Annotated in this window: 14 protein-coding genes; 10 read left to right on the top strand and 4 right to left on the bottom strand. The window is 37.5% G+C overall.

Annotated elements, in window-relative coordinates; all coding sequences use genetic code 11:
• The first annotated feature begins 95 nt into the window (after nt 1-95).
• Both JOC78_RS16460 and JOC78_RS16465 read left to right on the top strand, forming a co-directional pair.
• A complete protein-coding gene (locus JOC78_RS16460) occupies nt 96-788 on the top strand; it encodes a hypothetical protein (RefSeq protein ID WP_204558228.1) in 693 nt (230 codons plus the stop codon).
• 105 nt (nt 789-893) lie between these two features.
• On the top strand, nt 894-1,073 hold the full coding sequence (locus JOC78_RS16465) for a hypothetical protein (protein WP_204558231.1): 180 nt from the start codon (nt 894-896) through the stop codon (nt 1,071-1,073).
• A 439-nt stretch (nt 1,074-1,512) separates the two neighbouring features.
• On the opposite strand, the gene JOC78_RS16470 is transcribed toward JOC78_RS16465, so the two are convergent.
• Nucleotides 1,513-1,818 carry an LSm family protein gene (locus JOC78_RS16470; RefSeq protein ID WP_239587243.1) on the bottom strand — a complete coding sequence of 102 codons (306 nt, stop codon included), beginning with the start codon at nt 1,816-1,818 and terminating at the stop codon, nt 1,513-1,515.
• 378 nt (nt 1,819-2,196) lie between these two features.
• Between JOC78_RS16470 and JOC78_RS16475 the strand changes: the two genes are divergently transcribed.
• From JOC78_RS16475 to JOC78_RS16490, 4 genes are read left to right on the top strand one after another with little or no spacing between them, the layout of a single operon-like run.
• Nucleotides 2,197-3,231 (top strand): Wadjet anti-phage system protein JetD domain-containing protein, encoded by a 1,035-nt coding sequence (locus JOC78_RS16475; protein WP_204558233.1) that lies wholly within the window; start codon nt 2,197-2,199, stop codon nt 3,229-3,231.
• Nucleotides 3,204-4,703, top strand: a complete 1,500-nt coding sequence (locus JOC78_RS16480) for a replicative DNA helicase (protein ID WP_204558236.1) — start codon at nt 3,204-3,206, stop codon at nt 4,701-4,703. The genes JOC78_RS16475 and JOC78_RS16480 overlap by 28 nt, the downstream gene beginning before the upstream one ends.
• Nucleotides 4,703-5,443 (top strand): DUF6063 family protein, encoded by a 741-nt coding sequence (locus tag JOC78_RS16485; protein ID WP_204558239.1) that lies wholly within the window; start codon nt 4,703-4,705, stop codon nt 5,441-5,443. Before JOC78_RS16480 ends, JOC78_RS16485 begins: the two co-directional genes overlap by 1 nt.
• Complete coding sequence (locus tag JOC78_RS16490; protein WP_204558242.1) at nt 5,430-9,821, top strand: coiled-coil domain-containing protein; 4,392 nt, start codon at nt 5,430-5,432, stop codon at nt 9,819-9,821. The genes JOC78_RS16485 and JOC78_RS16490 overlap by 14 nt, the downstream gene beginning before the upstream one ends.
• Nucleotides 9,822-10,315: 494 nt before the next feature.
• On the opposite strand, the gene JOC78_RS16495 is transcribed toward JOC78_RS16490, so the two are convergent.
• A complete protein-coding gene (locus JOC78_RS16495) occupies nt 10,316-10,540 on the bottom strand; it encodes a hypothetical protein (protein WP_204558244.1) in 225 nt (74 codons plus the stop codon).
• 266 nt (nt 10,541-10,806) lie between these two features.
• Between JOC78_RS16495 and JOC78_RS16500 the strand changes: the two genes are divergently transcribed.
• The 3 genes from JOC78_RS16500 (at nt 10,807) to JOC78_RS16510 (ending at nt 15,280) form a co-directional block, all read left to right on the top strand.
• Entirely contained in the window at nt 10,807-11,778 is a 972-nt protein-coding gene (locus tag JOC78_RS16500) for a DUF3800 domain-containing protein (RefSeq protein ID WP_204558246.1), read from the top strand.
• A 273-nt stretch (nt 11,779-12,051) separates the two neighbouring features.
• Nucleotides 12,052-14,403: a TOTE conflict system archaeo-eukaryotic primase domain-containing protein gene (locus tag JOC78_RS16505; protein WP_204558247.1), complete on the top strand. Its 2,352-nt coding sequence runs from the start codon at nt 12,052-12,054 to the stop codon at nt 14,401-14,403.
• A 148-nt stretch (nt 14,404-14,551) separates the two neighbouring features.
• Entirely contained in the window at nt 14,552-15,280 is a 729-nt protein-coding gene (locus JOC78_RS16510) for a VCBS repeat-containing protein (RefSeq protein WP_239587244.1), read from the top strand.
• Nucleotides 15,281-15,351: 71 nt separating this feature from the next.
• On the opposite strand, the gene JOC78_RS16515 is transcribed toward JOC78_RS16510, so the two are convergent.
• Nucleotides 15,352-17,109 (bottom strand): sensor domain-containing diguanylate cyclase, encoded by a 1,758-nt coding sequence (locus JOC78_RS16515; RefSeq protein ID WP_338023224.1) that lies wholly within the window; start codon nt 17,107-17,109, stop codon nt 15,352-15,354.
• A 473-nt stretch (nt 17,110-17,582) separates the two neighbouring features.
• Here JOC78_RS16515 and JOC78_RS16520 point away from each other — a divergent pair, with 473 nt between their 5' ends.
• Nucleotides 17,583-18,080 carry a hypothetical protein gene (locus tag JOC78_RS16520; protein WP_239587245.1) on the top strand — a complete coding sequence of 166 codons (498 nt, stop codon included), beginning with the start codon at nt 17,583-17,585 and terminating at the stop codon, nt 18,078-18,080.
• A 75-nt stretch (nt 18,081-18,155) separates the two neighbouring features.
• Here JOC78_RS16520 and JOC78_RS16525 read toward each other — a convergent pair whose 3' ends face one another.
• Nucleotides 18,156-19,016 carry a pentapeptide repeat-containing protein gene (locus JOC78_RS16525; RefSeq protein WP_204558248.1) on the bottom strand — a complete coding sequence of 287 codons (861 nt, stop codon included), beginning with the start codon at nt 19,014-19,016 and terminating at the stop codon, nt 18,156-18,158.
• Between the last annotated feature and the right edge of the window lie 112 nt (nt 19,017-19,128).

The raw sequence follows: 19,128 nt of genomic DNA on the forward strand, positions 1-19,128 counted from the left end.
TTAAAGCCTCCCTATCTTTAAATGGCAAAAAACCCGTCAGGTTCAGGACAAAATGAGCTGTCAATTTCTGGTCATTATCAGGCGTCATTAACAATATGTTTACATTATCTGAATTTAACACTTATATATCCTTAGTTACTGGAACTAACCCTTCAAGAGCTTGGATTGAAATGAATATAGAAGAAGTCTGTATGGATGTTATCGAAGAAGATGGATCTTATGAATATCTTGAGAATGTCACTCTTGATTTCTTAATAAACTCAAGGGAGTTAGATGGCTATTTAAGTGGGGGTTCTGTAGGTGACGTAGATATTAATGAATTCGATATTAAACTAGATTCACTTTCAATGGATGTTGAGGGTGATAAGGTTACTGTTGAAGGGAGAATAAAACTAAGAGTTGATACAAGCATTCAAAAAATGTATTCCAAGTATTACTCTGTAAATAATGATGCTAATTTAGAAATCGATATGAATTTTGAACTGAATTTTTCTTTTAACTATGATGAAGATTCTATAGAAACACAAGATTTTATAAACCATGATGACTTTGATTTTGAAGTTACAAATCTAGAACTAACTTCCGTAAATATCGAAGATGATGAAGAGTGTGAAGTGGAATTTTGTGTTCTTTGTGATCAGCGGCCGGGCGAGTATAATTACCATACAGGAGGGTTAGTTTGTGAGTCCTGTATGTCGAGCAATGATACATGTCCTGATTGTGGGGTGGTATTTGAAAGAGAAACTATGCATGGAGCTTATTGCCGCGAATGTGAAGCAAATCATTAACACCGTTGTGTATCGAAAAATATTCGTTATAAGAGGCTCTAAAGGTTAAATTCTTTGTGTTCTTATAAATTAATGTTTAATTGGTTGAAGAAGTGTAATTGAGTTATGCATAAAAGCAATAGAAGTAAAACAGGTCTTGAGGAAAACTTGATTACTATTCAGGATAAAGCAGCTCAAACTGTAGCTCTTCATTTAAAAGGGATTGAGTCGCAAGAAATAGCAAAACGATTATCGATTGAAATAGGACAAGAAAAAGAAATAATTAAAGTAATTGAAGAAAAATAACTGATGAATCCAATGTTGCTGAGGGCCTGGATTTGGACAGTTATTCATTAATTTAAAACATCCTTTCTTTTCATTGATACAATATACAAATTTGTCCATCCTAACGAAACGGCAGTTGTCTGAGTATGCAGCTTAGTTACCCGATTTTATGGGGAACTAGAACAGGGAAGGGACTTAGCTGGTTGTTCAGCAGTTACTTTTTTTAAAGATGGAGGAGAGGCTTTCTTTACGTTAAAGAAATAGCATCATGATCAAGGGATATATCTTATATCTCCCTGAAAAAGCATCAAACCTTGATATACCAGGGTTTGACGCTTTTTAATTGCTTGATAATCTATTAAAAAGTATTTAAATAAGGAGTTGCTGAAAATATCCCCGAATGAGTGGCTTGGAGAGAAGAATTCAGTTTCATTATAAAAATGAAGAGTATTGGATGATCTCAATAAAGCAGCAATAAAGTAATAATAAGTAATTCATAAAGAACAAGATATATAATAAAATCATTGGATCGCTGTCCATACTGTTCAGGATTTTCAACACGAAGGTATAAAAGTCCTCTATCACAGTTAACAATGGTGCCTTCATAAACCAATCCATCAATCGTTTGGACTCGGACTCTCTGGTTAATAAATCGCCTGCATATATTATGAAGATGTTCGCGAAGTGGTCTCAACTGTTGAATGAAATGGCAATCTGCTTGATACAGAACTTGCGATTGTGGTGTGCCATGGCATTGATAATTCAATGTTAACCCCTCCTCATTTGGTTTGTATTATTCCGCTTTAATTTATTCCTTCAACTATTTGTCCTATGACTCTTTTATTTATCATCCCGCGGAAAAGCGATGAACCTTGAGTTATCAGGATTCACCGCTTTTTGCTTTCATATAAAATAAATGGGGATATTTTCATTAATACAGCAGCTGCTGATCAGGACAACGCGGATATGCATGAATATCCTGAATCGTATACATATCATATTGCATCAGCATGAAAGAATGTTAAAATCAACCTTACTTTTATCATAGCGGGGGACAGACGCTTATATTTTTCTATTTCCTTCGAGTGCTATACTTTTGTACAATAAAAAATAAGAAAGATGACAAAATTTGGAGTTGTATTAGATGATAGAATACGTAAAAAAGCTTCTGTTTTTACATTCGAAAAAAACAATATCATTAATAGAGTTAGAAGAGCTATTAAGAAATGATGTAGACTCTTATGAAAAGTTTGTACAATTTATTCAACAACTAGAAAACGAACAAGTGTTACACATGGTCAAGTCAAAAGGTAGAACGTCGCGAACACCGTCACTTGCGCTGCAATATCGAATTAATAAAGGTGTACTTGCCTCTTCTCATCATACTGAACTACAGCGCTACCGCCTTATTCTTCATCCATCTATGAATATAGATGAATATTACCGTCATGATGCCTCAATTTTTCAACAAGATTTACCTTATATTTTAAAATTAGACAAGTATTTAAAACACTATGGATTTCCAGTCGAATCTGTACCTGCGCCTGAACGAAGCTTTGCGCTAGTGGGAGATGAAAAGTGGATTGTTGAAAAAGGAGGTAAGGAGTTGTTAGAAAGGCTCCAATTGTTTGAGAAACTTCAAATCGTGCCTGTATCGGAGCCACTTATGTTTGCCATTAATCCGAAGCAATTAAGCAGTGAAACGCAGCTTCATCTAATTGTAGAAAATAAGACAACGTACCAAGGGTTGCTGCTAGCATTAGAAGATATGGAATTTGCCACTCTTATATATGGTGGGGGGAAAGCCGTTATTAAAAGCATTGACCAGTTTTCGCTACAATATTCCGTTCAAGCCACACACCATTTCTTTTATTTCGGCGACCTAGACCTCGAAGGTATCACGATCTGGCATTCCTTAACTAAGCGGCAACTTACACAATTGGCTATGCCGTTTTATCATGCGTGTTTACAAAAGCAGCCTGCAGGTGGAAAAGAGTACCAACGTGAAAATAAACTTGCACTTGAGCAATTTCTAACTAGCTTCTCGCCTAGTGATCAAGACATAATTTCAACACTATTATCAAATGGCCAGTACTATCCACAGGAAATATTAAAAACAACAGAGTTGCAACGAATTGGGAGGGAAGCCGATTGGAAGGCGTTAATATCCAAGATTTAACGAGCGGTTATAAAGAGCGGATACGGCGCCTAGCGCTGTTCGATCCCCTTTATGAATTAGACCGCAAGCGAGAGCATGATTTAAATGGTGTGCCACTTGATTTGAAAGGACTTGGCTTGCTGACGCTGCTTTTCTTCTTTGAGAAAAAACTAATGCGTGAAACGAAAACAGGCGTGAAACAGCTTGCTTTATTTCTAAAAGAAATGACAGAGAAAAGCTACGTTTTACCAGAGGAAAAATACACAGACTTAGCGCGCACGGTCATTCATATATTTCGTCCTACGCACGGAAAAAAGCGAGATTATCCCTTTTTTGACTGGGAAACTCGCTGTGATAATGAGATTGAATACTCAATCTTAAAAGCAAATAACTTTGATACGAAAACAAACACTCAATTTTATACATTAGATGAAGATGGTTTGGAGCTTTTGTTTGCAACAAAAGAATTTTACAGTGAATTTCAACTTTCTATTAATCAATTAATATTACGTAAACAGCTTGATAAAGGTGAGTTTCGAGCAGCATTGCGACAAATTAACGAGATGCATATTGACGTCGAAACACTGCTAGAACGGATTGTCAAGCTTAAACATGAAATTCAACGAAGTATTGTCTCAGAGGGCACGTTTGAGCGCTATAAACAGCTTGTGGATGACATTTACGGTCGTCTAGAGCGTGAGGACGATGAATTTAAAGAACTGCGTCAGTTTGTCAAAGAGACAAGAGAGCGTTTATATTCTAAGGATATTCACCTGAAAGAGCAAAAGACGTACCGCTATATTTTGAAAATAACCCGTGAGTTGGAAGCCGTCCATTATGAACATTCGCGATTACTAGATGAAGCATTATTATTGAAAAACACAACCCTTATCACTGCACAGGAATCGTTGTATTACACAGGCTTGCACTCATTTAATTTTGACCAAGATATTGTCTCACGCATTGTCTCGGCACCGTTGCCAATAGAAGCGATGAACGGTATTCTCCATCCATTTTTAAAAGTAGAAGAAACTGAATTGTGGTCACCTCTGACCGTACTAGCTGAACAGAACATTACCGAAGAACGTGAAGCAAAAGATACACATCAATTTTTGGAGGTAGGTAAAAATCATGAAGACCATCAATATAGAGAGTGGCTAACACAAAGATATAGGGAAATAATGGCTTTATTTTTACGAGCTAGTGAAAAAGGACGTGGCGATACACTATCGATATTTGTGGCGTATCTTGAAGAAAATGGCCTAGGTGATATGCTAGCGAAACGATATTTTTATGACTTTTGGATTATCTTACATCAACGCTCGCCAGTTACAAACGGTCGTGTTGAGGAACAAGAAAGTATTTCGTTATTAAGTGAGGCACTGTCTTTAATAAAAAATCGAACCATGATTATTACAGAACGCCAGAATATTATCAAAAAAGTGGATCGCTATTCTATTCAAGATTTAACGATACAATGGGAGGATTATTAATGCAATATCCCGAAGAAAAAGTACTCCTTGCTTTTAAATTATATACTCGTCTCGCACGCGATGGAATGATTGGTCTTGAAGGTGTGCAGCAATATAATGCGGATGATGATATTCGTGGGTTATTAGATTCGTTTGCAACAGAAGTAGACTGTGTGGTTATTCGCACAAGCGAGCAGTTGTTTTTAGTGCCGGAAACTAAGCTGTCACCGTTTCATGTGAGTAATGATTGGTTAAAGCGTCATTATTTACGCACGGGCGCTACAAACGGTGATATATATTTAATGTATTTTTCGATTTTGATTTTATTTGGGGGTTTTTATGATTCATATCAAAGTCCGGAACCGACTCGACAGTTTTTGCGACTAGAAGATTGGTTGCGTCTTGTGCAAGAACGCGTTGATCAGTTGAAGTCGCATGAGGATACGGACTTAAAGGAGTTGGAAAAAGAACTGTCGTACAACTGGACGCTGATTCTTGAAAAATGGGAAGACATGGACGATATTAAGGAAACCGCTAAACGACAAAGTGGGAATACTATTAGTCGCTTTAGCTTCATTAATACAGTCAAGCGATTTTTAGTGGATCAAAATATAGTGATAGAACTAGGTAATGATGAAATTACATTAACAGAAAAAGCGAAAACCATTATTCAACGCTATTTTATGGAGATTACCTATAACAAAGGAATTTTTGAATTTTTATATGGCTATGAGAAGGAGGATGGGTATGCCGGCAATTAGCAAAATTCGACTCACAAACGTTGTGTATGAGGAAGGAAATAAGCGCTATAATGACGAGCTATTTCGCTTTGATGGTCATAATGGTGCGATTTTACTAGAAAATGGGGGAGGAAAGACCGTCCTTATCCAAACAGCACTGCAGGCAATCATCCCTCATACGGACTTAGCAAACCGAAAAATTAAAAGTACCTTACAGTTAGAGCAAGCACCCGCGCATATTGCGATTGAATGGGTTACAAACGATCAACCACGGCGCTACGTTGTAACGGCTGTTAGTTTATTTTTAACGAAAAATGGTATAGATTCACTTCGCTATGTTTATGAGTATAATGCAAACGATTCACATGGTATAGAGAGGATCCCGTTTGTATGCGATGGTAATAGTGGTAAGCGCCCTGCAGAAAAAGGCGAATTGCAGGATTATTATAGTAGTATGCGTGAGCGCTGGGGGCAGACATTTCAAACAATCAAGGACTATCGTGCTCATCTTGAGGAGCAATATCATATCGTAGGTGACGAATGGGATAGCATTGTGAAAATAAATAGCTCCGAAGGTGGCGTGGAAGCATTTTTCGAAGAATGTAAGCAAACGAATCAATTGCTTGACCGCTTGCTCATTCCTACAGTTGAAAACTCGATTGCGGGGCACGACCGTCACTTGTTTGCGAATATGTTTGAAAAGCAACATGAAAGCTTTAAGCAATATAAAAAACTAAAAGAAACAATTGAAGAAAATAAAAAGATTCAAACACAGCTTGAAGCATACGTAGGTGTATTTGAGAAGTTTCACGAGCAAAAGCAAGCGTACGAAAAATCTAAACAAATCGCAAAAGGTATGTGGAATGAAATACATATACAAAAAAACAAAATGAGATCGGAGCATGATATTCTTGTAAACAAGTTTCATGAATGGCAGCAAAAGCAGGACAATTATAAAGTGAAGCTCGCGTCGTTTGATATTGTTGTTGAATATGATAAGTTTGTTGAATTCAAAAATTTATATGATCAAGCGTATGCACAGTTTCTCGAGACGCAAGAAAAGTTGGCGACCGATGAATATGACTATTACTCTCTAAGATTTGCTGAATTAAGAGGTGAAGAAAAGGAACATACTGACCAGCTCGTCATCATTGAAAAAGAATTGGCAACATATGATAACAGCGAGAACTTGCAAGAACTTGATGATAGATTAATAGAGGCAAAGCAAGCATTGCTGGGATATTTACTAGGTGAAGTCGAGCAAGTTATAAAGCAAATAGAGTCAGTATCTTATGAGTTAAATCCACTCGATGAGCAGCTTCGACAAATCAGGGAACAGCTACAGCAATGGAAGAAAGCAGAAAGAGAGCGTCGAGATGAATTAGCAACTGTAAAAAGTAGGTTGCAGATTCGTGAAGCTGATATGAAAAAGTTTGAAAAGCAATTGCTAGCAAATCCATCTCAACAAACGGTAGAAGAAGAGATGAAAAAATGGGAAGTGCGATACAATGAATTAGACCGAGAGATTGTCAACATGGTACAAGAAGATAAGCAATTGCAACTCTCTATTAAAGAAAGCGAAGCAAGTATACAAGGGCTTGATCGTAGCAAGGTTGAAAAAGACAAAATGCTTGGTAAAGTAATTGATCGCCTTATAATAATAGAACAAGAAGAGAAAGAGATACTGTCTAAACTCGCATCTGTTCGCCCGCAATGGTTGAGGATACATAGTGTATACGATAACGAAAGCTCCATTTCTTCTAGATTATTTGAAACCTTAGAGCATATGCAGGCAGAACGGGAACATCTTCTTTTAAAAGAGCGGTTAGCGTATCGATTTGTCGACGATTATGAAAACCAAGACATCTTTTTTGCCGATGCGTTTCTAGAAGCCCAGTTAAATTCATGGAAAAATCAATTTGAGTTCGTGCGAACAGGTATTGAATTTTTACAATCGTTGCAAGAGCAGGACTATGAAATGAGCAAAATTTATCCGTTATGGGCGTTAACGTTAGTGACCACGAATAAATCAAAACCTGCATTGTTAGATAAGCTTTCGAAAAACGCTGCGCGATTACAATTTCCTATACAAGTCGTGACAACCGAGGAAGCGGCGACTATTCATCAAACAGAAGCGCTATTAACTTGGGTAGCACCAGAACATTGGCATATTGGAGCCAATCAAGATGCATTCCTTTATTGGAAAGAAAATATTGCGAAAACTGCTCTCCATACTAAACTAACACGGCAGGACAAAGAGTATGAAGTGAAAGCGTGGGAACAGGCGCAAACAGCGTTTGGTCAGTTCATTAAAAACTATCCGTATGATAAGGTTGTACAGCTTCAGGAAGAACGGTCGGAACTAGAGAAAGCCATTACCCAACTGACGATAGCGGTGAAAAGTGAAGAGGAAAAACTAACAGATATGCGTGAGCGTATAAATAAACATCGTAAAGCAATTAAACAGAGTGAGGACGAGAAGCAAGGGCTAGAAAGTATGCTTGAAAAGGCGAATACGTATATGATACACGGTCGTGAAGTGAACCGCTATCGAAAAAATCTGCACCAAATTGACTTGGAATTAACTCGCTTAAATCAAGACATAAGTCGTCTTGAACAGCAGCGCACAAGATTAATAGAAGAACAAGAAGTGCTTAAAGAGCAGAAAGCAAGTTTGCAAGCAACATACAAAATCCTAAGAAATAGCGAGGAATACAAAGCAATTCGCGGTCTCACGCCTATTTTTACAGAAGAAAGTAAACTTGCCATTCTGGATAAAATGAAACACCTTGAATACGAGATGAGAAGTATTCGTGTCACATATGGAGAATGGCAAGAAAAATTAACTAATACAAAAACAAATATAAACCGAATACAAGAAGAATTGGATCGGTTGAAAATGGAGCATCATAAGCTTGACGTGGATCGGTTGTTCCCTGTTGATGGCAAACAAAGGCTTATGCAGTTATGGAAACGGATAGAAAAAGCTAGGCAGGTGGGGAAGGAAACTGCTAAGGACGTTGATGCAAAGCGAACAGCGAAGGATCAGCAGGAAAGTAAATGGAAAACAAAATTAGAGCAGTTTGAGGACAATTATGCAGAGAGTACCGTCACATTTACGGCCCCGCTTGTAGATGTGCGAGAGGAACTTGCTCGTGAGGAAAAAGAGTTGGAAAACAATAAGGTTTTTCTAGAGCAAGAAAAAAAGCGTATTGACAAAGAGATTACAAGTATAATAGAAGATGGAGAGCGCTCGCTTGACCGCTATATTGAAAAGCATCACTTTAACGCGCCCAATATCATGGCTAGCGCACTTAACGAAGACGACAAACTGCAATTTGTATATAATCGAAAAAAATACGTGGATAGTATTATTCATAACTTAGAAGCGCAAAGCAAGTTAGTGGACCAAGAGACAGATAAAGTGCAACGTGCAAAGCAAGGTTTCCGTCAGTTTTGCCAAACGATTACGGATATAAAAATGCAGAGAATGGCGGAAACAGGCATTGATTTAAAGGAAACATTCGGAGAGTTGATAGATTTTAAGAATAATATGCTCTCAAGTGTTGAACGGGCATCAAATTATGCCAACGAGCATATACGCCAAAAAGATGTTGAGCTACAGGCGTTTATTAATCAAATTCACGCTCATTTGAAGACAATCGTTGAGGAACTGCGGCACATTCCGAAGAAGACAAAAGTTAAAGTAGACAATGATTGGAAACAAATATTTTCATTTACCGTGCCGGATTGGACTGAAGAAGATGGCAAAAACCGTATTCGGAATCATATCGAGTGGATACTACAACAACTGGAAACAGATCGCTATACAAGCGATGATGGCAAAGCTCGTAAAGATATTGAGATGTGGCTACAGTCGAAGCAACTTCTACAAATTGTTATGCAACATGAAGGTATGAAGGTAAGCTGCCGCAAAGTTACAAACGACAATAAAGTCACGAATCGATCGTACACTTGGGAGCAAAGTAACGCCTGGTCTGGCGGTGAAAAGTGGAGTAAAAACATGACACTTTTTTTAGGAATTTTAAATTACGTGGCTGAGAAGCAACAGCACATCCAAGCAAATATGAAACGGCATCGTGCGGTTATTCTAGACAATCCATTCGGAAAAGCATCAAGTGACCATGTTCTTAGTCCAGTGTTTTTCGTAGCGGAACAGCTTGGGTTTCAGATCATTACCTTAACGGCGCATGCAGAAGGGAAATTTCTGCAAGACTACTTCCCAGTTATATATAGCTGTCGACTGCGCGAATCTGCAGATGCATCGAAAAAAATCATGACGAAGGAAAAAAGGCTGCATCACGCCTACTTCCGAGATCACGAACCCAAATCAATCGAACGTTTAGGTGAGACTGAGCAGATGAGGTTGCCTTTTTAGTAGGTAGTTAACTTTAGATTATACTATATAGAGGATAAAGGTCCGTTTTATATTAAGGAGTAATTCGAACAATTTCAATAAATGAGCACCTCATCGGGGGCAATGACTGCAAGACTTACGTCGTGTGGGCTTCAAGTATAAGGCGGACAAACCATGAAACGCTCCTGCCACAAGGGCGGGGTTGATAGACCCGCTGGGGTTGCAACTGTAGCTAGACATTATGCATCCTCCAACCTTTGACATATAGGTGGTATCATTTACTAACTAATGAGAAGAGGACTCTCATTAGTTTCAATAAGAAATGCCTTTAATTTTGATGTACCGTACTTACACCACCACTGAGAATGAAAGATATTACACACTCTCACCATACGGGCGGAATGATGTAACATCATTCCCCTAAAAAGCGTCAAACCTTGATTTATCAGGGTTTGACGCTTTTTTATGTTCATAAAGAAATAAACGTATTACAAGATAAAATCGCATGGCTCTCATTAATACGGTAACTGCTGATCGGGACAACGCGGGTATCCATGTATATCCTGGATCGTATACATATCATATTGCATCAACGCGAATTGTGAATGGTATAGGTAGGTCATGACTAGGAGCTTTCCATCTGAAACTCCGCATAAGACTCCTGATGCGCCTGTTCCATCTGCGAACGAGACACCAATAGGCTGATTAATGAAGTAGGGGATTTTCTGTTGCCAAGGCATAGCTGACACTCCTTTCTCTCTAGTGTATAATCCATAGAGATATTGAGTGCCTGTATAAATTTTGCAGAATGAACATGCGTGCCGCTCTGTGCATAGTACAACTTTAAACCAATTGAAAAACAAAAAAGACCACTCCTGTCAAATCGGTGACTGGGTGGTCTTTCTTAAAATAACTCCCTATCAAAACGGTGATTGGAAGTAATACATGATATACTATATGTAAATTATAGACAAATATTCATTAATAGTCAAGAAGGTGATGGCATTTGAAGTACTCAATCTTTTTTGATGAATCAAATAAATTGGATTCTACGAAAAAATATTCTTATTACGGTGCGTACGGTGTAGATCAAGTAAAGTGTGAGAATCTAACCGATGACATTAAACAAATTTTAGACATAACGGGTAAAAAGAGTGAATTTCATTTTACCGAGTACAACAATGACAAAGATCTTGCTCCATATCTATATTGTTTACATCATTTTATAAAAACAAACTTTCAAATTAATATTTTTGTTGTGGATAATGATATGGCATTTAAGTTTGCTAATAACGCTGGTATCACAATAACAGATCTACGTAATTTATTTTATGTTAAGATTCCAGAAAGACTTTTTTATGGTTTAACTAGGGGTCTTTCAGATGATTATAGAACAGTTGAGATCATCGTTGATCACAGTCCTGAATATGGAAAGATGAGGGTATATTCCAAGTTGAAACAGCAAATGAATGCACATGCCATTTACCGTGGTATGAAATATTATGTCAATAAGGCATGGCATGCAGATTCTCATACATCTATTCCTCTCCAGATTGTTGATCTTATTATGGGTATTGTTGTGTTTTTGATGGAAAAGTCCTATCTGAATATTCAAGATGATAAACCAATAATTAAAAGTGATCTAATTTATCGTTTTTTGATGGAAGGGAATAATATAGATTTATTCCAAAAGCAAATACATATTTTTAAATGGGACGGACAAAAGGATAAAATACATGAGGTTAGTATTGCAGAATACCTTTCGCAATTTATTGTCTTTAAAACACAGTTTGATGTTAACGAAATGACGAAAATATCTAACCTTAGAGAGTCTAAAGATACTACAAAGGAATTAAGATTAAAAATGGGCTATACCAATAATCAATTAAGAATGCTGCTTGGATATTTGGACCAATTAAACAATAAAGGAAGAAACACGTTTATTATGCAAAATTATTATAAGATCTTTAAGGTTTAAAGAGATATTTAGTTAGCTATTATTAATTCATAATTAGTTGAACATTATATGTACAAGAAAGCAAAATTACACCAGATCAAAGTATCTAGTTTATGGCTTGATGCAGGTTTTAAAATAGCATTAAGCCCTATGTCAGAGAAAGTCGGGAGATTTATATTAAGGGTTTACCTCTAATGTTTAAGGTTAAAATTAGATCAATATTTGTACTATAAAAAAACGAAAAGATTACCGTTCTCTAAAGAAGTAAAACGTTTCAATGATTGGAGTAGACTTATGAATATTCATGAACAGCTCAATCAAGCTTTAAAAGAGATTGATAGACTAAAAAAAGAAAATACACAATTAAAAAAGGACCTCTATAAAGCGCAAGGCCGTAATACCTCCTTTACTCGCCCACCTAACAAAAAGAAAACAGCGAATGACTTTACTCCAAAAGAAAAAGCTGCAATTTCTCTATTTCTGAACCTTTTTCGAGGTAGATCTGATGTTTTTGCTCAAAGGTGGGAATCAAGTACAACGGGGAAGTCTGGTTATTCACCTGCATGTGAAAACGAGTGGGATAAAGAGCTTTGCCGAAAACCTAAAATCAAATGCCAAGATTGCTCTCATCGATCGTTTCATACTTTGACTCCCCAAGTTATTTATGAACATTTAAGCGGCAAAAGAACTATAGGAATATATCCGCTATTGGAAGATAATACGTGTAATTTTTTGGCTGTGGACTTTGATAAAAAACAATGGAAAGATGATGTGCGAGCATTTATTGAAACGTGCAAAAGTTTCGGGTTATCATATCACATCGAACGTTCACGCTCTGGAGAAGGGGCTCATGTTTGGTTCTTTTTTGAAACACCAATTAGAGCTTCATTAGCAAGAAAGCTTGGAGATGTCCTATTATCAAAAACAAGAGAAAAACGCTTTGAAATTGGCATGGATTCTTTTGATAGAATGTTTCCTAACCAAGATCTTTTGCCTAAAGGTGGTTTTGGTAATCTAATTGCTCTTCCGTTACAGAAACAAGCAAAAATGAAAGGGAATAGTGTTTTTGTAAATGACTCATTTCAGGAAATTGCTGATCAATGGCAATACCTCTCATCGATAAAAAAGATATCTGAAAAAAACATTCTACAAATAGTAGCAGACATCTCAGAGGAAGAAAGCTATACCAAGCCAAATGAGAAGGTAGGTAGTAGTACCTTACCAAGACAAATTACTATCGAATTAAAACATGGTATTCAAATTCCTAAAAGTTCATTACCTAGCAAGATACTAAATGAATTACAAAAACTAGGAACGTTTGGAAATCCTGAGTTTTTCAAAGCGCAAGCAAAGCGTTTTTCCACTCATCGAATTCCTAAAATAATCGATTGTACACAGATAAATGATCATTCACTCCTATTACCCAGAGGCCTGCTTGAAAAAGTGAAAGAAATTTTTCTCAAATATCATATAGAAATGAATATAATAAACAATCAATTCACCGGGAATTCTATAGATGCTAAATTTTATGGCCAACTTACTACTCAACAAGAGGACGCCGTTACTTCAATGGTTAAATATGATAATGGAGTATTAGCAGCAGATACTGGCTTTGGAAAAACCGTGACAGCTGCAGCATTAATTAGTCGAAATAAAACCAATACCCTCATAATTGTACATAGGACACAATTAGTTGAACAGTGGAAAGAAAGGTTATCAACTTTTTTAAACATCCCAGTAAAAAAAATTGGCCAAATTGGCGGTGGGAAAAACAAGCCAAGCTATAACATAGACATATCTACCATTCAATCACTTAATCATAATGGTTTAATAAAACCTGAATTACAACATTATGGGCAAATTATCGTCGATGAATGTCATCATATATCTGCCGTTAGCTTTGAAAAGGTATTGAAAACTGTCCGAGCAAAAAAAGTATATGGTTTAACAGCAACACCAGTTAGGAAAGATGGGTTACAACCAATAATTTTTATGCAATGTGGACCTATAAGGTATAAAACGAATAATAAACAACAAGCCAATATTCGACCGTTTAAACAAACCCTTGTTAAAAGAGAAACGTTAATGAAAACGGATGAAACAGATATACAATCAATATATTCTTTGATATCTACTAATAAAGAACGAAACGATATGATTTTTAATGATGTTTTACAAGCGCTAGAGGAAAAAAGATCTCCTATAGTGTTAACCGAACGACTAGAACATGTAGATGAGCTTTATGAGCTTTTTAAAGGATTCGCTAAAAATATTATTATTTTATCAGGATCTATTAAGAAGAAAGAGCGGCAACATAGGATTGAAAAATTAATTAATTTACCGGATAGTGAAGAGAGATTGTTGATTGCTACAGGAAAATATGTTGGAGAAGGATTTGACGATTCTAGATTAGATACACTTTTTCTAACTATGCCAATCTCTTGGAAAGGAACATTACAACAGTATGTAGGAAGGCTTCACCGGCAGCATCGTGATAAAGAAGAAGTAAAGGTGTTTGACTATGTAGACTCGAACGTGGATGTTTTACAAAAGATGTTCGAAAAGCGATTAAAGGGATATAAAAATATTGGTTATAGTCTGTACGGTGAAAACAAAGAGAAAAGCCAACAAATTCAACTGTTCTAGTCGATTGTAAAAAAATAAGTGGTGTAACAATTCTCTAGTGTATAACCCATAGAGATAGAGGTGCCTGTATAAATTTTGCGGAATGAACATGTGTACCGCTCCATGCATAGGTTAGTTGTAACAATTACCTTTATGCAGGGAGACGAATATGAATAGATATAATTATTATTCAAACATGAGGATTTCGGGTGTGGTGGCTTCAGCAACTGGCGATGTAAATGGAGACTTGATTCCTGACATTGTCTTCGTGACTGGCTACCGAGAATCAGAGGTGTCGATTATTCAAAACATGGCACTCGGAATTCGCGATGGAGCGACAGGTATCACGGTTAGTATTCCACTTAAGAAAAATATGGGGTATGATCCCATGATATTTTTAGGGGATTTTACCGGAGACGGGATCAATGATATTTTGATTAACATCCCTACTGGCGGCAGCGGGGGAACGACATACAACTATGTTTATTCTTTTGTTAACAATGAACCGCGGTTGCTGTTCGACTCTGATGATTTTAACCAAGCGTATCAATATGAGGTAACCTACAAGGACAATTACAAGGTTGAAGTGTTTAGCAAAAGAAATAATGCGCGATATCTAATCGATTTATCACTGAGAGGTCCTGATTATTTAAACAATCTATATGATGCAAACGGCAAATTGAAGACGCCTATCAGCGGGTGGGTTGATCCGATAAGCGGCTTATATCCAATTGATTTTGCATTTGACGGTTTGTATGATTTAATTGCGTACCAACAGATTGCTGGAACCTACCATGCTGATACGGTCGGCACAATTCAGAATAGGCTAAAATGGAATGGTTATATGTTTGTACTGGACTATCAGGATTTAGCTATTTATGGATCTTATGACAGCTGATTTTTGGTGCCTGACCCCCGGTGCGTTAACGCATTAACGCACTGGGGGTCAGGCACCTTTATTTTATTTAATTACACAGGTTCCCCGAAAGCAACCTGATTTCGCCCATTTTCTTTTGCAGCATACAACGCGTCATCACAGCGGGAAAGTAAGGAACTATGGGTATCTCCTTCCACGTATGTCGCTACCCCGAAGCTGGCAGTTGTTTGGCCGACAGTGGTAAATGAATGCTTTTCAAGGCGCTGCCTCAGCTTTTCGGCAAGCTCCAGTGCTTCAACAGGTTCTGTGTGAGGGGAAATGACTAAAAATTCCTCACCGCCCCAGCGTCCAGCCAGGTCATTTATGCGAACATTTTCTTTTAGAAGGTGTGCTGTTTCCTTAAGTACGATATCACCGACAGGATGGCCAAACTTGTCATTTACGGCTTTGAAATGATCTACGTCTAGCATAACAAGTGATAACGAAGTGCCGTTTGTTTTAACTTCCTGGAGCTGTTTATTTAACTCAGCATCCAGCCTCATTCGGTTTGGAATCATAGTGAGGCGGTCTGTATTGGCGAGGTGTTCAAGCGTTTGTTTTGCTTCTTCAAGTTGCTTTGTTCGCTCTTTTACTTTTTCTTCTAGTTGGTCGTTCATCTCTTTTTTCATGATGTTAATCTTATCGCCAAGTGCTAATGAGAGAAAAATAGCTTCAAAGCAGGCAGCAGTTGCCGGAACTTTCTCATAGAGGCCTGGGTTAATAGGGATCCAGCCTAGAAAGCCGAAGCCTTGAATTAGCATCGATCCAAGCAAGACCGTCCAGCCGATCATGTAGAAACGAGCCATTTTAAAGCCCTTCAGCAGCATCGTTAAACCTGAGCTCCAAAGAAAGGCTAAGACAACCACGGTAAGAAGGGTAATCGCATCATTGATGACTGCAAGGTTTGGCACAGTAAAGATTGATAACAAAGCCAACATAGTGAAACATAAAAAAATGTTTAGAATCCGGTTATGTTTTGGCAAATGGGTTTTTAGTTCTAGAAATTCTTTGCCAAACAAAATCATAAAACAAACTAGTAGCGTGCAGCTGATGGGCAATGTTCGAAATAGTATCCAAGGAGGTAAAAGGTGGCCCGTAAGTTCAAGGTCAAATGCATTCATTGTGGCTTGGTAAGCCATAAAGCTGAACATATATAATACATAGTAAATATACGATTTTTCTTTAAGTGAAAAAAACAAGAACAGGTTATATAGCATGAGCGCAAGAATAAAGCCGTAAAATAAACCAGTTGAAAACTTATAAGTAATGACGCTTTCAATAAAACCGTTCTCTGTATATAAAAAAGAGCTGAACATGAGCGGCACTTGCCCGTAAAGAGCAATGTACACTTCTGTCACGTCTGGTTCTTCAACTGTAAATAAGCTAGAAAAGTATCGGATCGATTGATTATCAAGTCCAGCTATGCCACCCTTTTTAACCGTGTAAGATCCATCTTTTTTGACAAAATACACATCTACATGATCTTGTTTGTCAATGCCTTCTATCACGTAGCCACTCGGGTTTCCTTTGATCAAATCACTAAGAGGCAGACGAAGCCAGACCGTATCATCAGTATGCCAAAAGAAAGGATAATCTTGAGTGCTTGGCGTAAAGTATTCATCATAAGCTCCATCAATTAATTCATCCACCGTTACTTGATTAGAGGAATCCTGAAATACATCGTAGTGAGGTCCAAGTATGATGCGGCTTTCTTCTGAAGCTCCTTTGACGGAAAGAGGAGTCAAGAACAGTAAGAAGAATAAGAATATAACAAACCAGTGCGTTTGAGATGGCAGCTTTGTCTGAAGCACAGCTGGACCTCCTTCCTAGATTTTTATTTTCTTCCAATTAGTATTATACTATTTTTTAAATAAGGCGCTTAGAAATCCGAGAAGAAAATCCTGATACATTTGGAGTGTTCAATAAATCAAAAAGTTAGCACTATGAAGAATTAAGCTACGCTAAACTTACCCTTACATGTGCAATATAGAAAATTGACGCTTTGCTATCCACTACTGAATAATTAATGAAATTGATCGCGTTTTGATCCAGAACAAATCAGACTTTATACAAAATAGCTTATTCACAGCAAAAGAAGAAGGCTCGAGTGTTTTTTGGATTGGTTATGATGGAGCAAGTATAGCTGTCCTTTCTAATAATCCTCAATTTTCGACCTGTGAAAAATTAATTACTACGCTTCCTAAACATATGAAGGCTTTTAAAAAAGAATAATCACTGGACAGATTCCGGAAGAATATTCTTTTGTGAAAAGGGGGGAAAGGCAATGAAAAAGTTTGCAGCAGCAGCTTTTGTTCTGGCCATGGCTTTTATAGTAAGTGGCTGTAATGGATTACAAAGAAATACAGATGGAGGAGGTTTATCAGGAGACGCACCTCCCGATGTGAATATAGAAGTTGATGGTAAAATGCTTGAAACCAAACTGGGCTCTTATTGTTGGGGACCTGACTCTAATGAGAAAGCAGCAGAATGTGTGGATGCTGCTGGTTCATTAGAGTTATTAGAAGGCAAAGAGCCTATACAAGTACAGGCTGGTGAGCCGATTAAAATTCATATGGATTACACACCTAAACCTACTAATATTCATCTTTCACAGGTAAAGACTGATGATGAAACAGAAGTTGAAGTAAATGATCATCAGTTTACAGCTCCCGGTGAAAAGGGCACTTATATTTATGCGTACAGTGTTTGGTGGATGGATGAAGAAGATGAAAAATTATCCCATGGTGATGCTTCCTACGTGTTTGCTATAAAAGTAAAATAACCGGGCGCTATTGTGGTGCTGCATAGTTAGCAGGCAATCAAACAGCCAAATAAAAAAAGCAGCAATAAGCTGCCCTTACCAATGAGTTGGTCTTTCCAAATAAAAGGGCAATCGTGTCTCCTCATTGCCCATTGCTGAATTGATTTGCATTTGGGTCAAAAACATACTTGTTGAAAGGTTCGCGCCACTGAAATCAGCATCGCGGACATCAGCACCAATGAAATTAACTGATCTTAAATCAGTATTCCGCATATCCGCAGCAATCAAATAAGCACCTCTAAAATCAGTTCCTCTTAAATCCTTGCCCTTCAGCTTTTTGCCCATCCAATTAACTCGTGAACGATCAAATACCTGATTCTTTGCAGCGCTTGGCAGCTGCGCAATCATACTTGATCTAATTGAATCACTGGCTTGTATCAGTAATTCGCTCAATGTAAATCGGTGCATCACCAGATCAAGAGATAATAATCTGACAGCATCCAATTTCGTTAAACCCTGCAATTCCTTTAATTGCTTACTCAATTCATCAACCAAAGCATCTGGAATATCATATGACAAAGCTTCAGCAGCATATGCAATCATTTCATGGATTTGCTCCATAATCGGAAACACTTGAAACATTTTCTCTGCCGTATTAGGGTGATCCCGCCAGCTTTGGCCATTAAAAGTAACTTGAGAAACGACCTGCCCGGCGCCTAAACAATCAAATACGGTGCACCCTTTATACCCTTTTTCTCTTAACTGGCTATGAATCTGGCAGCTATAATCAGACTGTAAATTCAAGCAAGGCTTTCCGGCGGGCTTATTAATCGGAAAATCACTTGATGCTATGATAGTAAGCGCCGTACAGCATAAACCAAAACAGTTTGTGCAATCTGCCTGTAATCCCTTTCTGATTTGTTCAGCTGCCACTTTTTTAACTTTTAGTGCAGTCATTATTTTCTCCCTTTCCCCTCATAACAAAGCTGATAAACAAAGCATCTCTTTCCTTATTTCAACACGTTAGAATAAAATAAACGCGCATTCTTGGGGCTGTCATTTTTTATTT

It is taken from the genome of Bacillus ectoiniformans (assembly GCF_016908875.1).
GTDB lineage: Bacteria > Bacillota > Bacilli > Bacillales > Domibacillaceae > Bacillus_BX > Bacillus_BX ectoiniformans.